We start from the raw sequence: 25,847 nt of genomic DNA, 5'->3' as shown, positions 1-25,847 counted from the left end.
ATGTTCTACGACGACGATGCTGATCTGTCGATCATCCAGGGCCGCAAGGTCGCCGTCATCGGCTACGGAAGCCAGGGCCACGCGCACTCGCTGAGCCTGCGCGATTCTGGCGTCGAGGTCCGGATCGGCCTCAAGGAAGGCAGCAAGTCCCGCGCCAAGGCACAGGAGCAGGGCCTGACGGTCGGAACTCCGGCCGAGGTCTCGGCCTGGGCCGACGTCATCATGGTGCTCGCACCCGACACCGCGCAGGCAGCGATCTTCACCGAGGAGATCGAGCCGAACCTGAAGGACGGCGACGCGCTCTTCTTCGGACACGGACTCAACATCCACTTCGACCTGATCAAGGCTCCGGAGTTCGTCACCGTCGCGATGGTCGCGCCCAAGGGACCGGGCCACCTGGTGCGTCGTCAGTTCGTCGACGGTAAGGGCGTTCCCGCCCTCATCGCCGTCGATCAGGATCCCAAGGGTGAGGGTCAGGCGCTCGCGCTGTCCTGGGCCAAGGGCATCGGTGGAACGCGCGCAGGCGTCATCAAGACCACCTTCAAGGAAGAGACCGAGACCGATCTCTTCGGCGAGCAGGCCGTGCTGTGCGGCGGCACCGAGGAGCTCGTCAAGACGGGCTTCGAGGTCATGGTCGAGGCCGGCTACGCCCCCGAGATGGCGTACTTCGAGGTGCTGCACGAGCTCAAGCTCATCGTCGACCTCATGTACGAGGGCGGCATCGCCCGCATGAACTACTCGGTGTCCGACACCGCAGAGTTCGGCGGTTACCTGTCCGGGCCGCGCGTGATCGACGCCGGCACCAAGGAGCGTATGAAGGCGATTCTCGCCGACATCCAGTCCGGTGAGTTCACCCGCCGTCTCGTCGCCAACGTCGAGAACGGAAACACCGAACTCGAAGGCCTGCGCAAGGAGAACGCCGAGCACCCCATCGAGGTCACCGGCAAGAAGCTGCGCGACCTGATGAGCTGGGTCGACCGGCCGATCACCGAAACGGCTTGATTCCGGCGAATCGTCGGTAGTACCACCGAAGGGCGCCCGGCACGCGCTGCCAGGCGCGGGTCGGGTGCCCTTCGGTCGCAAGGCGACGCTTAAACTCGTCCTGCACACATGCACTTCAGCTCGCCCAAAGATTCATCACGACCTACATAGGGAGTTTTCCACGTGAGCCAGCCAGGCCGTCCTGTCGTTCTGATCGCCGACAAACTTGCGCAGTCCACAGTCGAGGCACTCGGCGACGGCGTCGAGGTCCGTTGGGTCGACGGCCCGGACCGCCCGGCTCTGTTGGCCGCTGTTCCAGAAGCCGACGCCATCCTCGTTCGCTCGGCCACCACGGTCGACGCCGAGGTCCTCGCGGCCGGAACCAAACTGAAGATCGTCGCGCGTGCGGGCGTCGGCCTGGACAACGTCGACGTGCCCGCCGCCACCGAGCGCGGAGTACTCGTCGTGAACGCGCCGACCTCGAACATTCACACCGCGGCAGAACACGCCGTCACGCTGCTGCTCGCCGCGGCCCGGCAGATCCCCGCGGCCGACGCCACCCTCCGTCAGCACGAGTGGAAGCGCAGCAAGTTCAACGGCGTCGAGTTGTTCGGCAAGACGGTCGGTGTCGTGGGCCTCGGACGTATCGGACAGCTGTTCGCGCAGCGTGTCGCCGCGTTCGAGACCCACGTCATCGCCTACGACCCCTACGTCTCCGCCGCCCGCGCCGCGCAGCTCGGAATCGAGCTGGTAACTCTCGACGAACTGTTGACTCGCGCCGACATGTTCTCCGTCCACCTGCCCAAGACGCCCGAGACCAAGGGCATCATCGGCAAGGAAGCGCTGGCCAAAACCAAGCCGGGCGTCATCGTCGTCAACGCCGCACGCGGTGGCCTGGTGGACGAGCAAGCCCTCGCCGACGCGATTGTCAGCGGTCACGTGTTCGCAGCGGGCATCGATGTGTATGCCACCGAACCCTGCACCGACAGCCCGCTCTTCGAGCTCCCGCAGGTCGTCGTCACCCCGCACCTCGGCGCCTCCACCACCGAAGCGCAGGACCGGGCCGGCACCGATGTCGCGAAGTCCGTTCTGCTGGCTCTGGCAGGCGAGTTCGTTCCCGACGCAGTCAACGTCAAGGGCGGGGCCGTCGGCGAAGAGGTCTCGCCTTGGCTCGAGATCGTCCGCAAGCAGGGCGTGCTCCTGGGTGCGCTGTCGGACGAGCTCCCTACGTCCCTGTCGGTCGATGTCCGCGGAGAACTCGCTGCCGAAGAGGTCGAGATTCTGAAGCTCTCGGCACTGCGCGGATTGTTCTCAGCTGTCATCGAGGATTCGGTCACCTTCGTCAACGCGCCGTCGCTCGCGCAGGAGCGGGGCGTCAGCGCCGAGGTGACGAAGGCCAGCGAGAGCGAGAATCACCGAAGCGTCGTCGACGTGCGCGCTGTCTACGGGGACGGTTCGGTGCTCAATGTCGCGGGCACGCTCACCGGCACGCAGCAGGTCGAGAAGATCGTCAACATCAACGGCCGCAACTTCGAGCTCCGTGCCGAGGGCAAGAACCTCATCGTCAACTACGCCGATCAGCCCGGAAGCCTCGGCCGTATCGGCACGCTGCTCGGTGACGCCGGAATCGACATCCAGGCAGCTGCACTCAGTCAGGACTCCGAGGGCAGCGGCGCGACCATCCTGCTGCGCGTCGACAAAGATGTATCGGCCGAATTGAGGGCGAGCATCGCCGAGTCGGTGGGCGCGTCGACGATCGAGCTCGTCGACCTGTCCTGATCGCGTCACCGTCCAAGCAAGCGCCTGAGAAGAACGAGGAGTCCATGAAGCTCGCCGTCATCGCCGGAGATGGAATCGGCCCAGAGGTCGTCGACGAGGCACTCAAAGTGCTCGATATCGTCGTCCCAGGGGTCGAGAAGACCGAGTACGACCTCGGTGCGCGCCGCTACAACGCCACCGGTGAGCTTCTCCCGGACTCGGTGCTCGACGAGCTTCGTGGGCACGACGCCATCCTGCTCGGCGCGATCGGCGATCCGTCCGTGCCGAGCGGGATCCTCGAACGTGGACTCTTGCTGCGTGCGCGGTTCGAGCTCGATCACCACATCAACCTCAGGCCGGCGAAGCTGTACCCAGGGGTCGTCGGTCCGCTCGATGGGAACAAGGACATCGACGTCGTTGTGGTTCGGGAGGGAACCGAGGGGCCGTACACCGGAAACGGAGGCGCGCTGCGGGTGAACACCCCCCACGAGGTGGCCACCGAAGTGAGCGTCAACACGCGCTACGGAGTGGAACGGGTCGTCCGGGACGGGTTCGCACGGGCAATGGGTCGGCGCAAGCACGTCACCCTGCTGCACAAGACCAATGTGTTGACCTTCGCCGGCAGCCTCTGGTCGCGCACGGTCGACGCCGTGTCGAAGGAATTTCCGGATGTCGAGGTGGCCTACCAGCACATCGACGCCGCGATGATCCACCTCGTCACCGATCCCGGTCGTTTCGATGTCATCGTCACCGACAACTTGTTCGGCGATATCGTCACCGACCTCTCCGCGGCGGTGAGCGGCGGGATCGGTCTGGCAGCCAGCGGCAACATCGATGCCACGCGGACCAACCCGAGCATGTTCGAGCCGGTGCACGGCAGTGCGCCGGACATCGCGGGCCAAGGCAAGGCCGACCCGACAGCGGCGATCCTGTCGGTGTCGTTGCTGCTCGCGCATCTCGGTGACACGGCGAACGCGGAGCGCGTCGAGGCTGCCGTTGCCGCGGACCTCGCCGACCGCGGAGCCGGTGTTGCGAGCACCAGCGCTGTCGGCGATCGGATTGCCGCAAGGCTGTAGGGGTCTTTTCGGCGCGTTGTATGGAGCGAATGTCACAGTTGGTCACTCAGAGTGACCAACTGTGACATTCGGTCACCGCGGGGTGACCGTCTTACCCGGGCGATCGGTGATCGTCCGGGATCACCGGCATGGCGAGGGCGGGGAACACCGCCGATACGAGGAAGGCCACCGGGAAACTCACCGCTGCCAGCACACCGAATCCCGGTGGTACCAGCGACGCGGCGACATACTGGCCGGTGTTCTGAACCCCGAGTGCACGTCCGCTCCAGTAGGGGCCGGAGAACTCGGCGACTGCAGTGAACGCGAGCCCGTTCGGCGCAACCGTGGCAATGGACGCTGCGATCAGAAACGCGACGGACAGTGGTGAGTCCAGCCAGTCCGTCAGGGCCAATCCGAGCATGCTCAGCGCAGCCGCGGCCGACACCCAGCGCAGCGGGCGCATACGACTGCCGACCCTGTCGGACAGCGCGCCAACCCCCATGCGCCCCAGGGCCCCGAGGATCTGTGTGACGGTGACGAGAACTCCTGCGGACGCCGCCGACCATGCGCGGTCGGTCATGAGCCAGACCAGCGAGTAGGTCCATACGACGTACTGCGGAACGACGAGCAGAATCGACGTCGAGTGAATTCGCCACAGCTGTGATCCGGCGCGGTAGGGATTGCTGAGCAAGCCCATGTGTTCGGCCGCAGCACGGTCGGGCCGCGGGGGGTCGAGCACCCCGAGGCACAGCAGTGCACCGACGGCGCAGATCGATGCCGGCACGAGCAGCGCCGCGGACACCCCGTGATCTCGGGCGATAGGGGGCACCGTCATCGCGGCGATGGCCACACCGAGCGGTACGGACATTTGGCGTATCCCCATGGCGAGACCGCGGCGTTGCGGCGGAAACCATCCCACGACCACGCGTCCGCTGGCGCTGTTCGCGCTTGCTGCAGCCATTCCGCCGATCAGCAGGCACAGGCCCAGCAGAGGCAACGAGGTGGTGAAGACGGCGGTGGCGCTGGCGGCGGCTGTCAGTGCCAGCCCGATGCACAGGACGAGGCGCTCACCGATCCGGTCCACCAGCATTCCCCAGGCGATGAGGGTGAGCATGATTCCGACTGTCGGCATTGCGACGAGAAGTCCTGCGGCAGCAAGGCTGAGACCGCGGTCGTCTAGCAAGGCGGGAATGAGAAAGGCGGCGCCGTTGATGAAGACAGCGCCCGCAGTCTGCGCGAGCATCCCGAGAGCGAGCATGACCCACTTGCGTGCGCCACCGGTGCGTTGCACATGGTTCGCGGTGGTCATTCCATTCCGATCTCACATAGTGAACACTGAATCTTGAAATATGAACATCGAAGCGAACTTTACACACCTTCACCGTCGCGGGTGAGGACGGCCGTCGTCACTGCGCGTCGAAGGTCGATAGACTTCCGACATGCGTCTGGGTCGAATTGCAAGTCCTGATGGTGTGGCATTCGTGAGTATCGAGGGAGAGGGTGAAGAGCGGACGGCGCGGGAGATTGCCGAACATCCCTTCGGCACACCGACGTTCACCGGTCGGTCGTGGCCACTCGCCGACGTACGTCTGCTCGCACCAATTCTCGCGAGCAAAGTGATTGCAATCGGCAAGAACTATGCCGCGCACGCCGCTGAGATGGGTAGCGAAGCCCCGGACTCGCCGGTCATCTTCCTCAAGCCGAACACATCGATCGTCGGCCCCGGCGCCCCGATCGTGCTGCCCCCCACCTCCTCCGAGGTGCACTACGAGGGCGAGCTCGCAGTGATCATCGGACGGCCCTGCAAGGATGTTCCTGCGTCGAAGGCGCTCGATGTGGTGCTCGGATACACGGTCGCCAACGATGTCTCCGCGCGCGATCATCAGCGGCAGGACGGGCAGTGGACGAGGGCGAAGGGGCACGACACGTTCTGTCCGCTCGGGCCCTGGATCGAGACCGCCCTCGATCCCTCGGATGTCGAGATCAGGACCGAGGTGGACGGTGAGGTCAAGCAGCGCAGTCGAACCTCGCTGCTGCTGCACGACATCCCCGACATCATCGAGTGGGTCTCGGCGGTGATGACCTTGCTTCCCGGCGACGTCATTCTCACCGGTACCCCCGAGGGCGTCGGTCCGATCACGTCGGGCCAGTCGGTGTCCGTCACCGTAGAAGGTATCGGAACCCTCACGAACCCGGTCGCCGCAAAGAAGTAGAGCGCCGCACAAAGCTGAGCACGACCCAAGGCGAATTCAACCCCTCGACGATGAGTGAGACATGACCTCCACTGAAGTACGAGTCCGATTCTGTCCGTCGCCGACCGGAACGCCGCACGTCGGTTTGATCCGCACGGCGCTGTTCAACTGGGCGTTCGCCCGCCATCACGGCGGGAGTTTCGTCTTCCGCATCGAGGACACCGACGCAGCCAGAGACTCCGAGGAGTCCTACGCCGCCATCCTCGACGCGTTGCGGTGGCTGGGTCTGTCCTGGGACGAGGGCCCTGAGGTCGGTGGCCCGTACGAGCCGTACCGTCAGTCGCTTCGGCGCGATCAGCATCTCGAGGTCGTTCGGAAGCTCCGCGAGGCCGGGGAGGCCTACGAGTCTTTCTCCACGCCTGAGGAGGTGGAAGCGCGGCACCGCGCCGCAGGGCGTGACCCGAAGCTGGGCTACGACAACTTCGACCGCGATTTGACCGATGCGCAGAAGCAGGCCTTCCTGGACGAGGGTCGCAAGCCCGTTGTCCGCCTGCGTATGCCGGATCACGACCTGACCTGGACCGACCTGGTGCGCGGCGAAACCACCTTCAAGGCCGGAACCGTGCCGGACTTCGCGTTGACTCGCGGCAACGGAATTCCGTTGTACACCTTGGTCAATCCTGTCGACGATGCCTTGATGAAGATCACGCACGTGCTGCGCGGTGAGGATCTGCTTTCCTCCACGCCGAGGCAACTGGCACTGTACGAGGCTCTCGTGCGGATCGGTGTCGCCGAGCGTGCGCCGGAGTTCGGGCATCTGCCGTTCGTGATGGGTCAGGGCAACAAGAAGCTCTCCAAGCGTGACCCCGAGTCGAATCTGTTCATCCACCGCGACCGAGGGTTCGTACCCGAGGGACTGCTCAACTACCTGGCGTTGCTCGGGTGGGGCATCTCCGACGACCACGATGTCTTCACTCTCGATCAGATGGTGGCCGCGTTCGACATCTCCTCGGTCAACTCGAACCCTGCGCGTTTCGACCAGAAGAAGGCCGACGCCATCAACGCCGAGCACATTCGGTTGCTGTCGCCGGAAGACTTCGCTGGGCGGCTCCGCGCATTTCTCACCGAGCATGGTCATCTGCCGGCCGAAATCGACGAGACGAAGTTCGCGGTTGCGGCGGATCTCGTGCAGACGCGAATCGTGGTCTTGGCCGATGCATGGGACTTGCTGAAGTTCCTGTACGTCGACGACGCCGACTTCGAAATCGATCCGGCCGCCGCGTCGAAGAACCTGGGCGCCGACGCGGGCCCGGTTCTCGACGCCACGATCGACGCGCTGACCGAGCTGGCGCAGTGGCGCACCGCCGATCTGGAAGAAGCGCTCAAGGCCGCCTTGGTGGAGCGAATGGAGCTCAAACCGCGCAAGGCGTTCGCACCCGTACGAGTGGCAGTGACCGGATCACACGTCAGCCCGCCGTTGTACGAATCGATGGAACTGCTCGGTCGGGAGAAGACACTGGCTCGGCTGCGCGCTGCGCGCGCCACCATCGGTTGACAGCCGAAGCCCGATGAGTTTCTCCGGCTGGTTGGACCGGACCCAGCGCAGGCATCCTGCGCTCGGCTTTCCCATCGCCGTGATCTACAAGTTCGTCGACGATCAGGGCGGCTATCTTGCCGCCCTGATCGCCTACTACGCCTTCGTGTCGCTGTTCCCGCTGTTGCTGCTGGGCTCGACGATTCTCGGCCTCGTCCTCGCGGGCAATCCCGAACTGCAGCAGGAAATCCTGGAGTCGGCGCTCGAGCAGATCCCGATTCTCGGAACGGATCTGGGTGAGCCGCAGAACATCGGCGGCGGAGTCATCGGGTTGATCGTGGGGTTTCTCGGGTCCCTGTACGGCGGCCTCGGAGTCGCCGTGGCCCTTCAGAATGCCACCAACATTGCGTGGGCGATTCCGAAGAATCTGAGACCGGATCCCATTTTCGCGCGAGTACGCGGTCTCGCTCTGCTCAGCACCGTCGGACTGGCGGTCCTCGCGATCACCGCGGTGAACGTCGTCAGCTCGGCGGGGTACTTCGGTCCCGTCACGGGCGTCGTCGTGTTCGTGGCGATGGTCCTGCTGAACACCGTGGTGTTCACGGTCGCCTTCCGGCTTGCCACGGCGCGAGCGCTGTCCCTCACCGACGTCCTGCCGGGCGCGATGGTGGCCGGTGTGGTGTGGCAACTGTTGCAGGCCTTCGGCGGCGCCTACATCAAGTACGTCGTCACGCGCGCGTCGATCACCAACGGAGTGTTTGCGGTGGTACTCGGGGTGTTGGCCTTCATGTACATCGCGGCGGCGGTCGTCGTGATCTCGGTCGAAATCAACGCCGTCAGAGTCAGGAGGCTCTACCCGAGGTCGTTGCTCACGCCGTTCACCGACGACGTGGAACTGACCGAGGGCGACGAGCTCACGTACACCGGGCAGGCCGAGGCGCAGCGCAGCAAGGGGTTCGAGGAAATAGAAGTGACGTTCGATGGCCCTCGCCCGGACGAGGAACAGCGTTCTCCATAGCGCTTGACCAGGCGATTTGGAGAAACACCGGTGTCGTTTGATAGTCTCTATCCCGGCCCGAAACGCGGTCCACATCGGACGAGATGTGGATCTCGAACAAAGCCATTGGGGTATGGTGTAATTGGCAACACAGCGGTTTCTGGTACCGCCATTCTAGGTTCGAGTCCTGGTACCCCAGCAAGCGAGCGGCAGCGATTTTGTTGCCGAACGCGGGTCGGTTAAACTGACCGAGCTTCTCATCGAAGCAAGCAGTGCAGGTAGAAAGCAGTGCAGGTAGCGCAGCTACCATGAAAGTTCCTGGCCCCGTCGTCTAGCGGCCTAGGACGCCGCCCTCTCAAGGCGGTAGCGCGGGTTCGAATCCCGTCGGGGCTACAAAACAAAGCACCCTCCAAGCCATTTGGCTTGGAGGGTGCTTTTCTGTTCGTACCGTGGCCTTGCTCAGACGCTCTTGCGCCGAAACATTTTCTGGTGATCGGCCGGCCCGTGAACGTTGTTCACTTTCGGACCGCCGTCCTTGTGTTCGGTGGTCGGCGTGGCCCTGTGGTTCTTCTTGTCGAGTGCCTCGCGGAACTTCTTCTTCATATCGTCGTCGCTCGGCGGGTTCTTGCTGGATGGGTTCTTGCTTGTTGGGGTCATGATCGCTCCTCGCACGTCGGTGACGAATAAAACGTACCTCACCTGCGAAATTGCATCACCCGGTTTTTCGGTGTGCCTCGGTGGCCTATTGCTCGAGGTAACGCGCTGTGGTGCCGGACAGTGGCATCTCGGGCAGGCCGAGCTTGCGGTGGTCCCACGATCTGACGCGATCCACGGCGACGCGCACCGCAATTCTCTTGTTCATCATCTGATCCACGAGTGGCTTGACTTCTTCGGAGTACGGGCCGGTGTACCGCTCCCATACGCTGATGCCGACTTTCGAGATCGATTCCGCATCGTCGACGATCTCCGCGTGACCCTCGATGGACACCCCACGAAGCGTGTCGTAGGTGTGGCCGTCCTCGATGAGCACGGTCAGTCTCGGATCCCTGCGGAGGTTGACTGCCTTCTGCGACTTCGCCTTGGTCTCGAACCAGATTTCTCCGTCGATCAGTCCGTACCACATGGCCACGAGGTGAGGTGTGCCGTCGCGTCCCAGGGTCGCGAGATTCGCGATGCGGCTGCGTTCGAGAAACGTCGTCGTTTCGGCGTCTGTCATGGTGATCTGTGTGCGCTGGTTGGTTCCCACGCTCTACTCTCTAGCAGAACTTCGGCCGATATGGTGACTGCGTCACCTTCGCGGCTACGTTGTGGATCTCAGAGGCGCTTGTGGATTGCTTCGGCAGCGGCGAGCAAGTCGGCGGCCCACCGTGCCCCTGGTCTCCGGCCGATGCGGTCTATCGGACCGGAAACAGACACGGCCGCAACTACTTTGCCGACAGCGTCGCGTACGGGCGCTGCGACGCTGGCGACGCCGGGTTCGCGTTCACCGGCACTCTGCGCCCATCCGCGGCGACGAACTTCGGCCAGAGCCCGTTCCCCGAATTCTGCGTCCGGCAGTAGTGCATGCTGAGTCTGTGGGTCGGCCCACGCGAGCAGGACCTTGGCCCCGGAGCCGGCAGTCATGGGCAAGCGGGCCCCTACGAGCACCGTGTCACGAAGCCCCGCGGGTGGTTCCATCGAGGCGACGCACACGCGGACGGTGCCCTCGCAGCGATAGACCTGGACGCTTTCTCCGGTGATCTCGCGTAGCCGCGGTAGAACTGCCGCCGCAGCGTCGACCAAGGTGTCGGAGGCGCTCGCGGCGAGCTCGGCCAGGCCAGGCCCGGGGCGCCACACGCCGCCGGTATCGCGGGTGAGCAGTCGGTGAATCTCGAGGCCGACGGCCAACCGGTGCGCTGTCGCACGCGGCAGGCCGGTGCGTTCGCAGAGATCACTGAGAGTGCAGGGTTCTTCGGCAACCGCGTACAGAACACCCATCGCTTTGTCGAGGACGCCGATGCCGCTATGCTGTCTCATAGGTCGATATTAACGTCTCGCATAGTGGGAACGCACGTTAGGGCGTGCGCGCCGCTTCGGGGTAGCCGGTATCGACGACATGACGCGACGTGGGCCAGCCCGTAGTCCACCGGCGCGACGCACTCGAAGAATGGTTGGTGATGAAGCATGGCCGGCACAGCACGCACTCTGGCTGAGAAAGTATGGGATCAGCACGTCGTGGTTCGCGGTGGTGGCGAAGGTGGGGCGCGCGAACCTGATCTCATCTTCATAGATCTGCACCTCGTGCACGAGGTCACCAGCCCGCAGGCCTTCGATGGCCTGCGTCTTGCGGATCGACCGCTCCGCCGACCGGATCTGACGATCGCCACCGAGGACCACAACGTCCCCACAGCCGACATCTTCTCGCCCATCGAAGATTTGGTTTCGCGTACTCAGGTGGACACACTTCGGCGCAACTGCGCGGAATTCGGAGTTCGGCTGTACCCCATGGGGGATCTCGATCAGGGGATCGTCCACATCATCGGCCCGCAACTCGGTCTCACTCAGCCCGGCATGACGGTGGTCTGTGGCGACAGTCATACCTCCACACACGGCGCGTTCGGGGCGCTGGCGATGGGTATCGGCACCAGTGAAGTCGAGCACGTGATGGCAACGCAGACGTTGTCATTGCGTCCGTTCAAGACCATGGCGATCACAGTCGACGGCGAACTCGCACCAGGAGTCAGCAGCAAGGACCTCATCCTGGCCGTCATCGCGAAGATCGGAACCGGTGGCGGGCAGGGCTACGTTCTCGAGTACCGCGGGGAGGCCATTCGGAAGCTGTCCATGGAAGCTCGAATGACGATCTGCAATATGTCGATCGAGGCGGGTGCACGCGCGGGAATGATCGCGCCCGACGAGACTACGTACGAGTACATCAAGGGCAGGCCGCACGCTCCGCGCGGCGCCGACTGGGACGCGGCAGTGGCGGCATGGGAGGAATTGAAGACCGATCCCGATGCGGTGTTCGACAACGAAGTTCGTATCGACGCGTCCGCGTTGACTCCGTTCGTCACGTGGGGAACCAACCCGGGGCAGGGGGCCCCACTCGGAGATCGGGTGCCGAATCCGGCGGACATGGTCGACGAAAGCGAGCGAACCTCCGCCGAGAAGGCGCTTCAGTACATGGATCTCGAGCCTGGGACGGCACTGCGCGAGATCGCAGTCGACACGGTTTTCGTCGGCTCGTGCACCAACGGACGTATCGAGGATCTGCGTGCGGTAGCGGAGGTTCTGGACGGCAGGAAGGTCGCGGACAGTGTTCGCATGCTGATCGTCCCGGGTTCGATGCGCGTGCGTGCACAGGCAGAGAAAGAAGGACTCGGTGAGATCTTCACTGCCGCGGGAGCGGAGTGGCGGCAGGCGGGCTGCTCGATGTGCTTGGGCATGAACCCCGATCAACTTGCGGTGGGGGAACGGTCGGCGTCGACCTCGAACCGGAATTTCGAAGGACGACAGGGTAAGGGCAGTAGGACACATCTGGTTTCGCCGTTGGTCGCGGCCGCTACGGCGGTACGGGGGACACTGTCCTCTCCCGCCGACCTGGACTGAACTTCGCGCACGTAGTCCGTCCCGAAGTCCGAAGACGTATCGGTACCTGTCAATCGTAGGAGAGTTTTCGATGGAACCATTCACTAGGCACAAGGGGATCGGCGTACCGCTGCGTCGGTCGAACGTCGACACCGATCAGATCATTCCGTCCGCGTATCTGAAAAGGGTGACGCGCACCGGATTCGAGGACGGGCTGTTTTCGGCTTGGCGAAACGACCCGGAATTCGTGCTCAACGTCGCGCCCTACGACAAGGGTTCGGTACTCGTCGCCGGACCGGATTTCGGAACCGGCTCCTCACGCGAGCACGCGGTGTGGGCGCTGTCGGATTTCGGATTTCGTGTCGTGATCGCTTCCCGGTTCGCCGATATTTTCCGCGGCAACGCCGGAAAGGCGGGATTGCTGGCAGCCGAAGTGGATCAGAGCGACGTCGAATTGATCTGGAAGGCGCTCGAAGAGCAGCCCGGTCTCGAAATAATCGTCGATCTCGCCGAGAAGACCGTGACCGCTGGAACCTTGGTGGTGCGCTTTGCCATTGATGACTACACGAGATGGCGTCTGCTGGAAGGTCTCGACGACATCGGATTGACATTACGCCAGGTAGACGCCATTGCGGAGTATGAAAGGTCAAGGCCGTCATGGAAACCTGCAACGCTTCCGGCGCGGATCGAAGAGCCCTCCGACGGGTGACGATTTCGGCCCTCCGACACGCATTGTGGCGGTAAATCATTCCGCCACGCCGGATGAGAATTGGCGTGGCTCATAGACTCTTGACGCCTGGGGGTTTACCGTTGTAGTAGTCGGTCCGACGATGGGCCACAATATTGCGGAGGAAATCCATGAACAAGGCAGAGCTGATCGACGCCCTGACCGAGAAGTTGGGGTCTGACAGGCGGAGCGCCACAGAGGCTGTCGAGAACATCGTCGACACCATCGTGCGCGCAGTCCACCGCGGCGAAAGCGTCACCATTACCGGATTCGGCGTTTTCGAGCAGCGTCGTCGTGCAGCTCGCGTCGCGCGTAATCCCCGTACCGGCGAGACCGTTCGGGTAAAGCCGACCAATGTCCCCGCATTCCGCCCCGGTGCACAGTTCAAGGCTGTCATCGCCGGCGGCCAGAAGCTCCCCGCCACCGGTCCTGCCGTCAAGCGCGGATCTGCGTCGACTCCGGCGAAGAAGACTGCTGCCGCGAAGAAGACGGCTGCGAAGAAGGCCGCCGTCAAGACAACTGCACGTAAGACGACGGCCGCGGCGAAGAAGGCAGCGCCGGCAAAGACCACGGCACGCAAGGCTGCTCCGGCGAAGACCGCAGCCAAGAAGGCCGCGCCCGCGAAAACCACGGCGCGCAAGACCGCCGCGAAGAAGGCTCCGGCCAAGACTGCAGCGAAGAAGACCACTGCGGCTGCGGCCAAGAAGGCTCCGGCCAAGACTGCAGCGAAGAAGACCACTGCGGCTGCAGCCAAGAAGGCTCCGGCCAAGACCGCGGCAAAGAAGACCACCGCAAAGAAGGCTCCGGCCAAGCGCACCGCGCGCAAGTAGCTCACTGCGCAGATAGCACTGCGCACCGAGCGAACTCAGGGCCCCGGCGATATTCGCCGGGGCCCTGAGTTTTTTGCGCAACGTTCCGAACCGGAGTACCAAGCTTCAGTCAGCCGCCGGAACGCGGTGGTAGGGGACTGGCAATATGGTCTGCGGCGACGAGGGTTCCACCCACCAGTGACAGCACCCACACACTGCCCTTGCGATTTCGATTCGGTGGCAGCGTCACACCGTCCTTGCCCGCCCACCACTGCAACAGGTCGGGAATGACTTTGCCTTGACTGCAGATCGTGCGAACGCCGCCTGCAGAAGCGATATCTACCGCTCGCTGTCGACCTGCTTCTGGGTCGTCCCAGTACCCCTCCTCGGAGAGCATCGGTTCGAGCGTGATCTGCTCCGAAATGGTCTCTGCCAACGGCTGAACCGTCTGAACGCATCGGCGACGGTTTGCGGCGTGTATCGACTCCGCCCCGAACGCCAGCAGTTGCGGCACGAGCGCAGCCGCTTGAGTTCGCCCGACTGCATCGAGCGGACGAAGGGCATCGTCGCCTTTGTATCGCGAACGTTGACCGGCCCTGGCGTGCCGAACGAGTAGCACAGTCTGGGTGTGCGCCGGATGTTGGGTGAATCGATCGAGTACCTTGTGGTCCATTCGATACGACAGCTGGTCCGCTGCCTCGTCAGTGGAGACCCAACGTAGTACGTCCACCTCTTCGTTGGGCTCGAACTTCCCGTCCTTGGCCTCCGCTGCCCAGTAATCGACCTTCTTCACCTTCTGATGACCGGGGACCGGGTAGGTCACCTTGGACAGGTGGCGTCCGAGTGTGGCTTCGAACCCTGTTTCCTCGGTGACTTCCCGAACGGCGGCTTCGACGACGGTCTCACCGGGATCGATCTTCCCTTTGGGAAACGACCAATCGTCGTATTTCGGTCGATGAACCAGAGCGACCTCTATGCCGCCCGGATCGTCGCTGGACTTGCGCCACAGCACGGCGCCAGCTGCGAATATGTTTGCTCGCAACGGTTTGCTGCGGGACATCAGGAGCCCTGGCTCCGACGGCTACGCATCAGCTCCACCTGATGTTCGCGGACGCTCTCGCCCTGGGCCGGCGATGCGGCCCAACCACCGTCTGCGCGCAGGATCCAGCAGCGGGTGGTCGGGTCGAGTGCGGATTCGAAGATGTCGTCGAGCTGGTCGGTCAGTCGTGGATCCTTCACCTGCGCCATGACCTCGACGCGGCGGTCGAGATTTCGGTGCATCATGTCCGCACTGCCGATCCAGAACTCACCCGCGCCTCGGAAGTGCAGCACTCGGGAGTGTTCCAGGAAGCGACCGAGAATCGAACGCACCTCGATGTTTTCGCTCAGACCGGGCACGCCGGGCTTGAGAGCGCAAATGCCTCGAACGACGATTTCGACGGGCACCCCTGCCGCCGATGCCCGGTAGAGCGCATCGATGACTTGTTCGTCGACGAGTGCGTTGGCTTTGAGGCGGATCCCGGCGGGCCGGCCGGCTTGCTGATGCTCGACCTCGCCTTCGATGCGCTCGACGATTCCTCGTCGCACACCGTAGGGCGCGACCAGAAGGTTGCGATAACTGGTCTTGCGCGAATACCCGGTGAGCGAGTTGAACAAGTCGGTCAAGTCGGCACCGATCTCCGGCGAGGAGGTCAGCAAGCCGACGTCCTCGTAGATCCGTGCTGTCTTGGGGTTGTAGTTTCCGGTGCCGATGTGGCAGTACCGCCTGATGACCGACCCTTCTCGGCGTACCACCAGGCAGGTCTTGCAGTGGGTCTTCAGTCCAACCAGGCCGTAGACGACGTGCACGCCGGCCTTCTCCAGCTTGCGTGCCCATTCGATGTTGGCCTGCTCGTCGAAGCGAGCCTTGATCTCCACGAGAGCGACAACCTGCTTGCCCGCGCCGGCAGCATCTACGAGGGCGTTGACGATCGGGGAGTCACCGGACGTTCGGTACAGGGTCTGTTTGATCGCCAGGACTTGCGGGTCGGCCGCCGCCTGTTCGATGAAGCGCTGCACGCTCGTGGAGAACGAATCGTACGGATGATGAACGAGTACATCTCCGTCGCGCAGCGTCGAGAACACGCTCTTCGGGGTTTCACGTTCGCCGAAGGCCGGATGCGTGGCGGGCACGAATGGGGCGTCCTTGAGGGCGGGACGGTCTACGCCGTAGACCTGCCACAGGCAGGACAGGTCCAACAAACCTGGAACCTGGATGACATCGCTCGGGTCGACGTCGAGTTCACGCAGCAACAACTCCAACATGTGCTCGGTCATGTCGTCGGCGATTTCCAACCTGACGGGCGATCCGAAGCGTCGGCGCGCCAACTCCCGTTCGAGAGCTTGAAGGAGGTCCTCGTCGCGGTCCTCTTCCACCTCGAAGTCTGCGTTGCGGGTGATGCGGAAGGCGTGGCTCTCCACGACGTCCATGCCCGGGAAGAGCACATCGAGGTGCGCCGAGATCACTTCCTCCATCGACAGGAACGCATCGATCCGGTGGCTACCGTCGCCACGCCGAACCCGCACGAAGCGGTCGACGTTGTCCGGCACCTTGACTCGGGCGAAGTGCTCACCCGAGGTGGCGTAATCCTTCACCGTCACAGCAAGATTGAGGCTGAGCCCGCTGATGTACGGGAACGGATGAGCCGGATCCACTGCCAGGGGAGTGAGAACCGGAAAGACCTGTTCGTGGAAGTAGGCCGAAAGTCGCTCTCGTTCATCGGCGTCGAGATCGGACCACCGGATGATCTCGATTCCGACAGCGGTGAGTTCAGGCAGGATCGAATCGAGCAGCACCCGGGCGTGTCGTCGGGCCAGTTCCTGAGTGCGCTCCCCGATCAGGACCAGCTGTTCGCGCGGGGTGAGACCGTCGGCGGAACGAACCGAGAGTCCTGTTTCGTCGCGGCGCTTGAGTCCGGCGACTCGGACCATGTAGAACTCGTCGAGGTTCGAGGCGAATATGGCGAGGAACTTGGCTCGCTCCAAGAGCGGGAGTGAGGCATCCTCGGCGAGCGCGAGGACACGTGAATTGAAGTCCAGCCAGCTCAATTCGCGATTGAGGTAACGGTTTTCAGGCAATGCACCGCGCGCATCAGGGGCGTGGGGTTCGGTCGCAGCGGGGAGTGCAGTGGGACTGCTTGCGCTGCCGAGTACGGACGGGGAGGTGGCCGGGTTGCCGTCGCTGCCGTTGTGCTGGGCAATCGATCCGACGTCGGGGGCCTTGGATTCGCTGTTGCTCACGTCCTGATCATCCCCCATTTGCGCGGTCGCTGAAACTCGGATCGGAGAATTGTCTCGCGCTGGTCGCTCGCGCGGATCCGGTCACCAGCCGAGCGAGCGGAGAACAGCGGCGGTGGCGTCGCCGACACCCAGCGCGTGCGCAGCTCGAACATCGTCGATGGTGTCGACATCGAGTCGGAGCCCGGGCCAGAACCCGTCCAGGTCGTTCGCTCCCGACTCCCGGTGACGTCGGGCGGAAGCAGGTCCGAACAGCGGTGCGAACTCCTCGGTGTGTCCTTTCAGGATGAGTGCGGCGGTGCCCGTCCCGTGATGGTCGCTCACCACCGATCGTGTGTCGGCCGGTGCGAGTCGGTAGGCCTGGGCCAGCTCTCGGCTACGCAATGCGGGCAGGTCTGCCTGCAACGCGATGATGTCATCGTCTCCCTCGTCGCGTACAAGGGACGCCGCCGCAGTGAAAGCCGAGTTCAATCGTGCCACCGAGTCCTGCGGCGACCTGTCGCACGGCTCCTGGATGACCCGCGCGCCGAGTTCGGCGGCGGCGTCGGAGACCGCGGAATCCGGTGTTACGACGGTGACGGCGCCGACGGCCTCGACTGCCCACGCTGCAACGACGGTGTCGCGGAACATGGCAACGACCAGGCGTGCACGATCGGCGTCGGCGAATGCATCGGCCAAGCGTGTCTTGGCGGCGGCGAGATCCTTCACAGCGATCACCACGTGCGCGGTACTCATGACCATTGATCCTGCCAGCGACCGTCGATCAGCTGCCGTTCGACCTCGCCACCGGTCGCCGAACGTTAGTGTGGGGCGGCGGTACGGTGCCGAGCGGCAGGCGTGATCACTCACAGACCCAAGAAGGTGGCTTTCGATGACCAAAGCAGCGGTACTCGGTTCCGGATCGTGGGGAACGGCGTTCGCCAAGGTGTTGGCGGAAGCAGGAACCGACGTGACGATGTGGGCTCGGCGCGCCGAACTCGCCGAGGCCATCTCCGATCGGCACGAGAACCCGGACTATCTGCCGGGCATTTCGCTCCCACCGACGATTTCGGCGACCAGCGATCCGGAGCGTGCTCTCGCCGGCGCCGACATCGTTGTCCTCGCCGTACCGTCTCAGTCGCTCCGGGCCAATCTCATCGAATGGACTGAATTCATTCCTCGTGACGCGACGCTGCTGAGCCTCGCCAAGGGCATCGAAACCGGGACGCTGCTGCGCATGAGCCAGGTGATCGGACAGGTCACCGGTGCCGACCCCAGTCGGATCGCATCGCTGTCCGGGCCGAACCTCGCGCGTCCGATCGCCGAGGGTCAGCCGGCGGCGACCGTCATCGCCTGCTCGGATTCCAGGCGCGCACTCGAGGTTCAAAAGAGTTGTGCTACAGGCTACTTTCGGCCGTATACCAACTCCGACGTCATCGGTTGTGAGATCGGTGGCGCCTGCAAGAATGTGATCGCGCTGGCATGTGGAATGGCCAGCGGCGTCGGATACGGGGACAACACGTTGGCCTCGATCATGACGAGGGGACTCGCCGAGATCATCCGACTCGGTACTGCCCTCGGCGCCAAGCCCGCAACGCTGGCCGGACTTGCCGGTGTCGGTGATCTGGTCGCGACCTGTACCTCGCCGCTCTCACGAAACCGTACCTTCGGTGAACGTCTCGGTTCGGGCGGTTCGCTGGAGAGCGCCCAGGAGGCAGCGCACGGTCAGGTCGCCGAAGGCGTCAAGTCGTGCACATCGGTGCGCGCACTGGCCGAGAGCTACGACGTGGAGATGCCGCTGACCGATGCTGTGCACCGTGTATGCCACGAAGGACTGTCCGTACCGGACGCCGTCGGGCATCTGCTGGGGCGGAGAATCAAGCCCGAGTAGACCGAACGGAGGCTCACGGTACGGTTGAGCACCGTGAGTCAAACGCGCACCAAAGTCGCCGTCATCTTCGGCGGAAAAAGCAACGAGCATTCTGTCTCCTGCGTTTCTGCAGGAAGTGTGCTGAAGCACATCGACTCGGAGCGCTACGACGTCGTGCCCGTCGGTATCACTTCCGAGGGCGCATGGGTTCTCGGAGCCGCCGATCTGGACGAACTCGCCATCACCGGTCGAGTACTGCCCAGCGTCGACAAGAACTCGACCGCGTTGACACTGTCGGCGGACCCGACTCGAGCCGGCGCGCTCGTCTCGCTCGACGGCAGCGACGCCGGAACGGTCCTCGCCTCTGTCGACGTCGTGTTTCCGCTTCTCCACGGCCCATACGGCGAGGACGGCACGCTCCAGGGTCTGCTCGAACTCGCAGGTGTGCCCTACGTCGGCCCGGGCGTGCTCGCCAGTGCCGCGGGCATGGACAAGGAGTTCACCAAGAAGTTGTTGGCCGCCGAAGGACTTCCGGTCGGCCGTCAGGTTGTGCTTCGGCGGGGAGTCGATGCGCTGATGGCCGAACAGCAGGACTTTCTCGGCCTTCCCGCCTTCGTCAAACCAGCGCGCGGAGGCTCGTCGATCGGCATCACGCGTATCACCAGCTGGGATCAGCTGCCGCGCGCGGTGGACCATGCTCGGCAGCACGATCCCAAGGTGATCGTGGAAGGCGCGATACACGGGCGCGAGGTCGAGTGCGGGGTGCTCGAGTTCCCAGATGGATCCGTCCGAGCCAGCGTGGTCGCGGAGATCCGCATGCCGGACGCCCCCGCGGACGATCACGCATTCTACGATTTCGACAGCAAGTATCTCGACGACGTATGCGAATTCGATGTCCCGGCAGCGCTGTCGGCGAACGTGAGCGAGGATATCCGGCGTATCGCAGTCGATGCGTTCCACGCACTCGACTGCCAGGGGCTCGCGCGCGTGGACCTGTTCGTCACCGAAGACGGACCGGTGATCAACGAGATCAACACCATGCCCGGCTTCACCTCGATCTCCATGTTCCCGAAGATGTGGGACGCGGCGGGCGTCGATTACCGAACGTTGATCGACACGCTCATCGAGACAGCCATCGCCCGCGGCACCGGGCTCCGATAAGCCGAGCGGCGCTACTGCAGGGGTGCGGGGTCGAGAGGTGTCTGCGGCAGCGACGCCGAAATCGCGTCGGACGCATCCTGCAGGGGTGTCGGACCTGAGCCGCCAGGCACAGTCAACGCCACGTAGACGGGGCGATCGACTGTGTACCAGGTGCTGGCGTCGATACCGGAATCCGCACCGGATACCTCGAACCACTGCACCCCGTTGATCACCTGCAGCGCCGAGGCCACGTCGAAACCTATCGGCCGAGGCAGGCCGCAGCGGAGCACGATTGCATCGGCTGTGGCGTCGTCGGGAGCCCAGGCGCGCACCCCGACCGGAGCAGGTTCGATCAGCTCGGCGCGAGAGTAGTCACCCAGCTCGTCGGGCAACCCGGCGAGAACGGCCGAACAGTCGGCAGTGTCGGCCGCAGGCGCATCCACCGGGCCAAGGGCCTCGGGCGGCCGCGTCGATTCGCCGATTACCGTGACCGCAGCGACGATGACACCGACGAGCAAGGCAATAGGCAGCGCGAGAGCAGTCGCGATTACCGCGGGATGCCGCCTCTCCTGGGCGTCATCGGCCTCCGGGGCCTCAGCGGCCTCAGCGGCGTCGGCGACCTCGGCGGAGTCCGGCCGGGTGATCTCTGGGGTGTTCGGTTCGCGATCGTTACTCATCGATGTTCAGTGTGAAGTCTCGATCAACGGTCCGCGGCAGCGGGGGTCTCGGCGATCTCGCACGTGAGCGTGCGGGTGATCGAATCGGTCTTCTGTACCCGCCCGATGATCTCGGCGATCGCGGACCTGTCTGCACCGTTGACTCGTACCACCACGTCGTAGGGGCCGAGCACCGCCTCGGCCGACTCCACGCCGTCGACCTCGCTCAGCGCTGCCGCTACCAGCATCGCGCGGCCTACCTCGGTCTGCACGAGGACGAATGCCTGCATCGTAAGGCCCCTTTCCGGATCCTCGCGCAACCTCCGAAGGTAGTCTCGCGGAGGTTCTCGCTCGTGATCGAGTCTTTCCCTGTCTGCTCTGTTGCCGGTAAAAGGTACCGCAGACATATGCGACGGTCCGCGCGAGAACGAGCTACAGACATCGCGAGAGAAAGAGGACGATCATCGACGCCGGCGAGAACCGTATTCCACCGTCCAGTCTCACCGTCGGTGAAGTCGGTGAGTTCGGCGTGATCGACCGTGCCACGAAGGGCCGGACTCAGTCGGAAAGCACGATCCTCGGCCCCGGTGACGATGCCGCTCTTGTCGCTGCGCCGGACGGGCGCGTTGTGGTGACGACAGATATGTTGGTGCACGGCAGGCATTTTCGCCTCGATTGGTCCAGTCCGGTCGACATCGGTCGCAAGGCGATCGCGCAGAACGGCGCGGACATCGCGGCGATGGGGGCTCGGTGTACCGGGTTCGTCGTGGCACTCGGCTGCCCGGCCGACACTCCCGTGAACGTCACCGACGGCATCTTCGAGGGTATGTGGCGTGAGGCGGGCAGGGCCGGCGCGTCCGTGGTCGGCGGGGATCTCGTCGAGTCCACGGCCCTCGTGATTTCGGTCACCGCATTGGGTGACCTCGACGGCCGAGGCCCGGTTCTGCGATCGGGAGCGAGAGCAGGTGACGTGGTGGCGGTGGCCGGTGTGCTGGGGTGGTCGGCGGGAGGTCTTGCCGTCCTGCAGTCCGGCATATCGGGGCACCCGAAGCTCGTGGGCGCGCACCGGGTGCCGAGGCCGGAGTACGAGCAGGGCGTTCAGGCTGCGCTCGCCGGTGCCACCGCCCTCACCGACGTCTCGGATGGACTTCTCGCAGATCTGGGTCACATCGCGGTGGCCTCTTCGGTCGACATCGACCTCGACAGTGGAAGTTTCAGCATGAGCGACGAAATGAACTCGGCTGCAGAAGAACTGGGTGTGTCACCATTGTCGTGGATGTTGACGGGCGGTGAAGATCACGCACTGGCCGGAACATTCGCGTCCGCAGCGGATCTTCCGAACGGGTGGACCGTGATCGGCCGAACGACGGACCCGCGAGGCGCACCCACGGTGACCGTCGACAGTCGGTCCTACAGCGGGCCCGCGGGATGGACCAGTTTTCAGTAGCTCGGCTATGTTGCAGCAGATGAGCTACGAGTACGAAAGGTTCACGGCATGAGAGCGCAACCCCTGGAGAATATCGTCGAAAGCGGTTGGGCCGCAGCGTTGAAGCCCGTCGAAGAGCAGATAGCTGCGATGGGCGAGATGCTGCGCGCCGAACTCGCCGACGGGCGTGACTATCTTCCCTCCGGGGAGAACGTTCTGCGTGCCTTCACTCGCCCCTTCTCCGAGGTTCGCGTCCTGATCCTCGGGCAGGATCCGTACCCCACGCCGGGGCATGCTGTCGGCCTCAGCTTCTCGGTCGCGCCGCACGTGTCGCCGGTTCCGCGAAGCCTGGCAAACATCTTCAAAGAGTATTGCGACGACCTGGGCTACCCGACGCCCGAGAACGGCGACCTTTCGCCCTGGGCCGATCAGGGTGTACTGCTACTCAATCGCGTGCTCACCGTGCAACCCGGACTGTCCGGGTCACATCGGAAAAAGGGGTGGGAGGTGGTGACGGAGCGAGCCATCAGAGCATTGGTCGAACGACGCACAGAGGAGAACTCGGCCGGATTGGTGGCAATCCTCTGGGGCCGTGATGCTGCGACTGTGAAGCCGATGCTCGGAGCGACGCCGTGCATCGAGTCGGCTCACCCGTCACCACTATCGGCCTCGCGCGGCTTCTTCGGCTCTGCGCCGTTCAGCCGCGCGAACGAACTACTCGTCGCCGACGGTCACGAACCCGTCAGCTGGCGCTTGCCGTAGCCGTGCCGAGTTCCTAGGAGAAATCTGGGCGACGCTTCTCTACGAATGCATCGACACCTTCTCGGCCGGTGGGACCGTTGGCCGCCTCGGCGATGGAGACAGCTTCGGCCTCCAGTTGCTCGGCGAGAGTGCGGGTCTCCGACGCGAAGAGCAACGCTTTCGCGCCCTGGTAAGCCGAGGTCGGTCCGGCGGCGAACGTTCGAGCGAGACGCTCGGCCTCGGTCGCGATGATCTCGTCTTCGACCAGCCTGCTCAGAAGGCCGAGGCGCACTGCTTCCTCGCTGTTGAGGATCGAGTCGTTGAGCAAGATGTCGCGAGCACGCGCCGAACCGACGATTCGAGGGAGCGTCCAGGTCAAGCCCCCGTCGGGAGTGAACCCGATGCCGGGATACGCCGGGCGGAGTTTGGTTCCGCGTCCACCGATCGCCACATCCGAATGGCAGACCAGGCTCATTCCTGCCCCGGCCGCCCATCCATGAACTGCTGCCACGACCGGAACTGTGGCTGCAGCGAGTGCGGAGACAAATCCGTGGAACTCGTCGGCGACGTCGCGAACGTACTGCCCCCGGTCGGGCGCACCAGCGAATGCGCGTACGTTGCCGCCCGCGCAGAAATTCGCACCCGAACCGGCGAGGAGGATGCACCCGGCTTGCAGTTCGCCGGTGTTCAGCGAGTGCAGGGCGGCCGTGCCCTCTCTCATTCCGGCGCCGCTCAGCGAGGTGCCGGCAGCTTCGGTTGCCACGATGATTTTCAGGACGCCGTCGACGAGTTCGACGGAACCCGTACTCTCGAAATTGCTCACACCCGCACTGTAACTTGCGTCCTCGCCCAGAAATGACTGTGCCCGGAAACAACTGTGCCCCGCGGCACAGGCCGCGGGGCACAAGTCGATCTTGGGGGGGCTTCGGTCAGCCCCGAACCACCTTGCCGGCCTTCAGGCATGAGGTGCAGACGTTCATGCGCTTGGAGTTGCCGGGGGCAACCTGAGCGTGAACGGTCTGAATGTTCGGGTTCCAACGACGGTTGGTCCGTCGGTGCGAGTGCGAGACCGACTTACCGAAGCCGGGCCCTTTGGCGCATACGTCGCAGACGGCAGCCATAGTCGCGAACTCCTTGATAGATGATTGATCGTTAACATGAGGGCGGTTGCTCGGGGGAGAGCGACACACAATCTGCGCCGCGCCTCATCGGGCAACCCTGCAAGAATAGCGGCGCACTCCGAATTCACCAAACCGCCACCTGACAAGAAGGCCGAGCGGCGTCCGGACAGGGAGCAGTCTAGGCTGGCCGAACTGGCGCGAGGGAATGGGGAGCCTGCGAGCATGGGCGAGGCGGTCGATGATGGAACCGAGGCTGCGTCACCACCGCGATGGCGACCACATCGCGCTCCGGATGCGAGCATCCTCGGTCCGGACGAGATTCGGCAATGGGTTTACCGCTGCGTAGATCGTCTCACCGACCGTTGCGACGAGATCAACGAACTCAATGTCTTCCCGATACCGGACTCCGACACCGGAACCAACCTCGTCTTCACTGTCCGTGCCGCCGTCGAAAGTATGCGCGGTGCAGGTCCGGACGCTGATCTGACCACCCTGACGGGGGCCCTTGCCCGCGGCGCGACAGCGGGTGCCCGTGGCAACTCAGGGGTGATCATCTCGCAGGTGATGCGCGCACTCGACGAGCAATCCGCCCACGGTGTCCTCGACGGGCCCGCCGTCGCGAGCCTTCTTGGTAGGGCATCGGCGCTGGTGCGCGAGGTCATCAGTGTTCCCGTCGAGGGAACGATCGTGACCGTCGTCGAGGAAGCAGCGGTGGCCGTCGGCGCTCTGGGCCCCGAGGCTGATCTCCCGGTTGTCGTCACGTGTGCGGTCGAGGCCGCCGCCGATGCCCTGGGGCGCACACGCACACAGTTGCCGGTTCTCGACGCCGCGGGTGTGGTCGACGCGGGAGCTCTCGGTCTTCTCGTCATGCTCGACGCGTTGTGCTTCGTGGTCACCGGATCATCTCCGAATCGCCCCCGCTACCACCGGAGCGTCGGACCGGGGGTTCGTACCAGCTCGTCCATCGTTCGTGCGGAAGCGCCGCGGGTCGGGGTGGGGTCGGCCGGCTCGACCTCCTCGGACGCGGGCGGCGTGCTCGGCTACGAGGTCCTCTTCCGGATCACTTCGGTCGATGACAGCGATGTCGTCACTCTGCGCCGCGTGCTGTCCGATCTCGGTGACTCTGTGGTCGTTGCGGGTGATGGCGCCGGCACGTGGTCGGCGCACGTACACACGATCAATGCCGGACTGGCAGTCGAGGCGGGCCTCGACATCGGCCGAATTCACGACGTGCGTATTTCGGCGTTCGCCGCCGACGAGGACTGTGCCCCGCAGGCGGCGACGTCGTCGAGCAGCGAGGTCGCAGAGCGAGACATTCTGGCCGTGGTGGCAGGCGACGGTGCCGAGGACCTCTACCTCGGCGAAGGCGCCACCGTACTCAGATGCGACACCACAGACGTCGGTACGGCCGAGCTGTGCGCGGCGATCGTCGCCTCGGAGCACACCGAGGTGCTGGTGCTACCCAACGGTGCACTGTCGGCGCACGAGCTCGTGTCGGTGTCCATCGCCTCGCGCACCGCGGGCAAAGACGTCCTGATGTTGCCATCGTCGTCGATGGTGCAGGGTCTGGCAGCGTTGGCAGTGCACGATCCGACACGCGCAGCGGTCGACGACGCGTTCGCGATGTCCGAGGCCGCCGCCGGTACCCGGTGGGCCTCACTGCGAGTGGCGGAGGAGCGATCACTCACGTGGGTCGGAACGTGCGAACCCGGCGACGGTCTCGGACTGGTCGGTCGGGAGGTCGTGGTGATCGGGCCGGATGTGTTCGCGGCGGGATGTGACCTGCTCGACCAACTGCTGTCGGTAGGTGGTGAGATGGTGACGATGTTGCGTGGAGAACACGCATCGAGCACCCGCGTCGGCGGAACACACAGCCGTGACGAACTGGACGTGGCGGGGAGGCTTGCGCTCTACGTCGCCGAACGTCACCCGGAAGTCGAGGTCTTGGTCTACGACGGTGGCCAGCCAGGCGACGCCGTCCAGCTGGGTGTCGAGTAACTGTCGTAGCGCGACGAGAC

25 protein-coding genes and 2 tRNA genes are annotated in these 25,847 nt (G+C 64.3%); 16 read left to right on the top strand and 11 right to left on the bottom strand.

All coding sequences use genetic code 11. The features are described 5' to 3' along the window. The 3 genes from ilvC (at position 1) to J1M86_RS18180 (ending at position 3,815) form a co-directional block, all read left to right on the top strand. Positions 1-1,002: a ketol-acid reductoisomerase gene (gene ilvC / locus J1M86_RS18190; RefSeq protein ID WP_206511114.1), complete on the top strand. Its 1,002-nt coding sequence runs from the start codon at positions 1-3 to the stop codon at positions 1,000-1,002. A 162-nt stretch (positions 1,003-1,164) separates the two neighbouring features. Beyond that, positions 1,165-2,760 (top strand): phosphoglycerate dehydrogenase, encoded by a 1,596-nt coding sequence (gene serA, locus J1M86_RS18185; RefSeq protein WP_206510866.1) that lies wholly within the window; start codon positions 1,165-1,167, stop codon positions 2,758-2,760. 44 nt (positions 2,761-2,804) lie between these two features. Continuing rightward, a complete protein-coding gene (locus tag J1M86_RS18180; protein ID WP_206510865.1) occupies positions 2,805-3,815 on the top strand; it encodes a 3-isopropylmalate dehydrogenase in 1,011 nt (336 codons plus the stop codon). A gap of 91 nt (positions 3,816-3,906) precedes the next feature. On the opposite strand, the gene J1M86_RS18175 is transcribed toward J1M86_RS18180, so the two are convergent. Beyond that, positions 3,907-5,103 carry an MFS transporter gene (locus tag J1M86_RS18175; RefSeq protein WP_206510864.1) on the bottom strand — a complete coding sequence of 399 codons (1,197 nt, stop codon included), beginning with the start codon at positions 5,101-5,103 and terminating at the stop codon, positions 3,907-3,909. Between the two features lie 130 nt (positions 5,104-5,233). Between J1M86_RS18175 and J1M86_RS18170 the strand changes: the two genes are divergently transcribed. The 5 genes from J1M86_RS18170 (at position 5,234) to J1M86_RS18150 (ending at position 8,910) form a co-directional block, all read left to right on the top strand. Continuing rightward, the gene (locus J1M86_RS18170) at positions 5,234-6,007 is read left to right on the top strand and encodes a fumarylacetoacetate hydrolase family protein (RefSeq protein WP_075840152.1); all 774 of its coding nucleotides are present in this window, start codon (positions 5,234-5,236) and stop codon (positions 6,005-6,007) included. Positions 6,008-6,068: 61 nt separating this feature from the next. Next, positions 6,069-7,541 (top strand): glutamate--tRNA ligase, encoded by a 1,473-nt coding sequence (gltX, locus tag J1M86_RS18165; protein WP_075840151.1) that lies wholly within the window; start codon positions 6,069-6,071, stop codon positions 7,539-7,541. Positions 7,542-7,554: 13 nt separating this feature from the next. Continuing rightward, the gene (locus J1M86_RS18160; RefSeq protein WP_187346796.1) at positions 7,555-8,538 is read left to right on the top strand and encodes a YihY/virulence factor BrkB family protein; all 984 of its coding nucleotides are present in this window, start codon (positions 7,555-7,557) and stop codon (positions 8,536-8,538) included. Between the two features lie 106 nt (positions 8,539-8,644). Further along, positions 8,645-8,716: transfer RNA gene (locus J1M86_RS18155), tRNA-Gln, on the top strand. A gap of 121 nt (positions 8,717-8,837) precedes the next feature. Continuing rightward, positions 8,838-8,910 (top strand) — tRNA-Glu (locus tag J1M86_RS18150). 66 nt (positions 8,911-8,976) lie between these two features. Here the strand turns inward: J1M86_RS18150 and J1M86_RS18145 are convergent. The 3 genes from J1M86_RS18145 to J1M86_RS18135 form a co-directional block, all read right to left on the bottom strand. Continuing rightward, on the bottom strand, positions 8,977-9,174 hold the full coding sequence (locus tag J1M86_RS18145) for a DUF5302 domain-containing protein (RefSeq protein WP_075840235.1): 198 nt from the start codon (positions 9,172-9,174) through the stop codon (positions 8,977-8,979). Between the two features lie 85 nt (positions 9,175-9,259). Beyond that, complete coding sequence (locus J1M86_RS18140) at positions 9,260-9,763, bottom strand: pyridoxamine 5'-phosphate oxidase family protein (RefSeq protein WP_075840150.1); 504 nt, start codon at positions 9,761-9,763, stop codon at positions 9,260-9,262. 68 nt (positions 9,764-9,831) lie between these two features. Beyond that, positions 9,832-10,533, bottom strand: coding sequence for an IclR family transcriptional regulator (locus tag J1M86_RS18135; RefSeq protein ID WP_075840149.1), 702 nt, complete (start codon positions 10,531-10,533; stop codon positions 9,832-9,834). Between the two features lie 147 nt (positions 10,534-10,680). Between J1M86_RS18135 and leuC the strand changes: the two genes are divergently transcribed. The 3 genes from leuC (at position 10,681) to J1M86_RS18120 (ending at position 13,641) form a co-directional block, all read left to right on the top strand. Next, positions 10,681-12,105: a 3-isopropylmalate dehydratase large subunit gene (leuC, locus tag J1M86_RS18130; protein WP_075840148.1), complete on the top strand. Its 1,425-nt coding sequence runs from the start codon at positions 10,681-10,683 to the stop codon at positions 12,103-12,105. Positions 12,106-12,175: 70 nt separating this feature from the next. After that, complete coding sequence (leuD, locus tag J1M86_RS18125) at positions 12,176-12,793, top strand: 3-isopropylmalate dehydratase small subunit (RefSeq protein WP_075840147.1); 618 nt, start codon at positions 12,176-12,178, stop codon at positions 12,791-12,793. Positions 12,794-12,942: 149 nt separating this feature from the next. Beyond that, positions 12,943-13,641 (top strand): HU family DNA-binding protein, encoded by a 699-nt coding sequence (locus J1M86_RS18120; protein ID WP_075840146.1) that lies wholly within the window; start codon positions 12,943-12,945, stop codon positions 13,639-13,641. A gap of 109 nt (positions 13,642-13,750) precedes the next feature. On the opposite strand, the gene J1M86_RS18115 is transcribed toward J1M86_RS18120, so the two are convergent. The 3 genes from J1M86_RS18115 to cofC all read right to left on the bottom strand — a co-directional run bounded on the left by J1M86_RS18115 (position 13,751) and on the right by cofC (position 17,631). Beyond that, a complete protein-coding gene (locus J1M86_RS18115) occupies positions 13,751-14,680 on the bottom strand; it encodes a bifunctional NUDIX hydrolase/histidine phosphatase family protein (protein ID WP_206510863.1) in 930 nt (309 codons plus the stop codon). Further along, on the bottom strand, positions 14,680-16,899 hold the full coding sequence (locus J1M86_RS18110; protein WP_206510862.1) for an RNA degradosome polyphosphate kinase: 2,220 nt from the start codon (positions 16,897-16,899) through the stop codon (positions 14,680-14,682). Before J1M86_RS18110 ends, J1M86_RS18115 begins: the two co-directional genes overlap by 1 nt. An 81-nt stretch (positions 16,900-16,980) precedes the next feature. Beyond that, complete coding sequence (cofC, locus tag J1M86_RS18105) at positions 16,981-17,631, bottom strand: 2-phospho-L-lactate guanylyltransferase (RefSeq protein ID WP_307786673.1); 651 nt, start codon at positions 17,629-17,631, stop codon at positions 16,981-16,983. Between the two features lie 136 nt (positions 17,632-17,767). On the opposite strand from cofC, the gene J1M86_RS18100 reads away from it, so the two are divergent. Beyond that, complete coding sequence (locus J1M86_RS18100; protein ID WP_206510860.1) at positions 17,768-18,766, top strand: NAD(P)H-dependent glycerol-3-phosphate dehydrogenase; 999 nt, start codon at positions 17,768-17,770, stop codon at positions 18,764-18,766. Between the two features lie 33 nt (positions 18,767-18,799). Next, complete coding sequence (locus J1M86_RS18095; protein WP_206510859.1) at positions 18,800-19,906, top strand: D-alanine--D-alanine ligase family protein; 1,107 nt, start codon at positions 18,800-18,802, stop codon at positions 19,904-19,906. Positions 19,907-19,917: 11 nt separating this feature from the next. Here the strand turns inward: J1M86_RS18095 and J1M86_RS18090 are convergent, their stop codons facing one another. Beyond that, entirely contained in the window at positions 19,918-20,562 is a 645-nt protein-coding gene (locus J1M86_RS18090; protein WP_206510858.1) for a DUF3515 domain-containing protein, read from the bottom strand. 23 nt (positions 20,563-20,585) lie between these two features. Beyond that, positions 20,586-20,831: an Lrp/AsnC ligand binding domain-containing protein gene (locus J1M86_RS18085; protein ID WP_075840143.1), complete on the bottom strand. Its 246-nt coding sequence runs from the start codon at positions 20,829-20,831 to the stop codon at positions 20,586-20,588. Between the two features lie 170 nt (positions 20,832-21,001). On the opposite strand from J1M86_RS18085, the gene J1M86_RS18080 reads away from it, so the two are divergent. Both J1M86_RS18080 and J1M86_RS18075 read left to right on the top strand, forming a co-directional pair. Then, positions 21,002-21,988 carry a thiamine-phosphate kinase gene (locus J1M86_RS18080; RefSeq protein WP_206511113.1) on the top strand — a complete coding sequence of 329 codons (987 nt, stop codon included), beginning with the start codon at positions 21,002-21,004 and terminating at the stop codon, positions 21,986-21,988. A gap of 48 nt (positions 21,989-22,036) precedes the next feature. Then, positions 22,037-22,729, top strand: coding sequence for a uracil-DNA glycosylase (locus J1M86_RS18075; RefSeq protein WP_075840141.1), 693 nt, complete (start codon positions 22,037-22,039; stop codon positions 22,727-22,729). Between the two features lie 13 nt (positions 22,730-22,742). Here the strand turns inward: J1M86_RS18075 and J1M86_RS18070 are convergent, their stop codons facing one another. Together J1M86_RS18070 and rpmB are read right to left on the bottom strand one after the other, a co-directional pair. Further along, complete coding sequence (locus J1M86_RS18070) at positions 22,743-23,531, bottom strand: enoyl-CoA hydratase/isomerase family protein (RefSeq protein WP_206510857.1); 789 nt, start codon at positions 23,529-23,531, stop codon at positions 22,743-22,745. A gap of 106 nt (positions 23,532-23,637) precedes the next feature. Continuing rightward, entirely contained in the window at positions 23,638-23,829 is a 192-nt protein-coding gene (gene rpmB / locus J1M86_RS18065) for a 50S ribosomal protein L28 (protein ID WP_008717389.1), read from the bottom strand. 222 nt (positions 23,830-24,051) lie between these two features. Here rpmB and J1M86_RS18060 point away from each other — a divergent pair, with 222 nt between their 5' ends. After that, positions 24,052-25,827, top strand: a complete 1,776-nt coding sequence (locus J1M86_RS18060; protein ID WP_075840140.1) for a DAK2 domain-containing protein — start codon at positions 24,052-24,054, stop codon at positions 25,825-25,827. Positions 25,828-25,847: the final 20 nt, after the last annotated feature.

The organism is Rhodococcus sp. KRD197, from assembly GCF_017168235.1.
GTDB lineage: Bacteria > Actinomycetota > Actinomycetes > Mycobacteriales > Mycobacteriaceae > Rhodococcoides.
The sequence above is the reverse complement of the archived record's forward strand: the minus strand, read 5'-3'. Positions and strand labels throughout refer to the sequence as shown.

Excerpts from the sequence above, each read along its gene's own strand:
- ilvC (WP_206511114.1), top strand. The coding sequence starts at position 1 with ATGTTCTACGACGACGATGCTGATCTGTCGATCATCCAGGGCCGCAAG.
- J1M86_RS18180 (WP_206510865.1), top strand. The coding sequence starts at position 2,805 with ATGAAGCTCGCCGTCATCGCCGGAGATGGAATCGGCCCAGAGGTCGTC.
- J1M86_RS18175 (WP_206510864.1), bottom strand. The coding sequence starts at position 5,103 with ATGACCACCGCGAACCATGTGCAACGCACCGGTGGCGCACGCAAGTGG.
- J1M86_RS18170 (WP_075840152.1), top strand. The coding sequence starts at position 5,234 with ATGCGTCTGGGTCGAATTGCAAGTCCTGATGGTGTGGCATTCGTGAGT.
- gltX (WP_075840151.1), top strand. The coding sequence starts at position 6,069 with ATGACCTCCACTGAAGTACGAGTCCGATTCTGTCCGTCGCCGACCGGA.
- J1M86_RS18160 (WP_187346796.1), top strand. The coding sequence starts at position 7,555 with ATGAGTTTCTCCGGCTGGTTGGACCGGACCCAGCGCAGGCATCCTGCG.
- J1M86_RS18145 (WP_075840235.1), bottom strand. The coding sequence starts at position 9,174 with ATGACCCCAACAAGCAAGAACCCATCCAGCAAGAACCCGCCGAGCGAC.
- J1M86_RS18135 (WP_075840149.1), bottom strand. The coding sequence starts at position 10,533 with ATGAGACAGCATAGCGGCATCGGCGTCCTCGACAAAGCGATGGGTGTT.
- leuC (WP_075840148.1), top strand. The coding sequence starts at position 10,681 with ATGGCCGGCACAGCACGCACTCTGGCTGAGAAAGTATGGGATCAGCAC.
- leuD (WP_075840147.1), top strand. The coding sequence starts at position 12,176 with ATGGAACCATTCACTAGGCACAAGGGGATCGGCGTACCGCTGCGTCGG.
- J1M86_RS18120 (WP_075840146.1), top strand. The coding sequence starts at position 12,943 with ATGAACAAGGCAGAGCTGATCGACGCCCTGACCGAGAAGTTGGGGTCT.
- J1M86_RS18115 (WP_206510863.1), bottom strand. The coding sequence starts at position 14,680 with ATGTCCCGCAGCAAACCGTTGCGAGCAAACATATTCGCAGCTGGCGCC.
- cofC (WP_307786673.1), bottom strand. The coding sequence starts at position 17,631 with ATGAGTACCGCGCACGTGGTGATCGCTGTGAAGGATCTCGCCGCCGCC.
- J1M86_RS18100 (WP_206510860.1), top strand. The coding sequence starts at position 17,768 with ATGACCAAAGCAGCGGTACTCGGTTCCGGATCGTGGGGAACGGCGTTC.
- J1M86_RS18090 (WP_206510858.1), bottom strand. The coding sequence starts at position 20,562 with ATGAGTAACGATCGCGAACCGAACACCCCAGAGATCACCCGGCCGGAC.
- J1M86_RS18085 (WP_075840143.1), bottom strand. The coding sequence starts at position 20,831 with ATGCAGGCATTCGTCCTCGTGCAGACCGAGGTAGGCCGCGCGATGCTG.
- J1M86_RS18075 (WP_075840141.1), top strand. The coding sequence starts at position 22,037 with ATGAGAGCGCAACCCCTGGAGAATATCGTCGAAAGCGGTTGGGCCGCA.
- rpmB (WP_008717389.1), bottom strand. The coding sequence starts at position 23,829 with ATGGCTGCCGTCTGCGACGTATGCGCCAAAGGGCCCGGCTTCGGTAAG.
- J1M86_RS18060 (WP_075840140.1), top strand. The coding sequence starts at position 24,052 with ATGGGCGAGGCGGTCGATGATGGAACCGAGGCTGCGTCACCACCGCGA.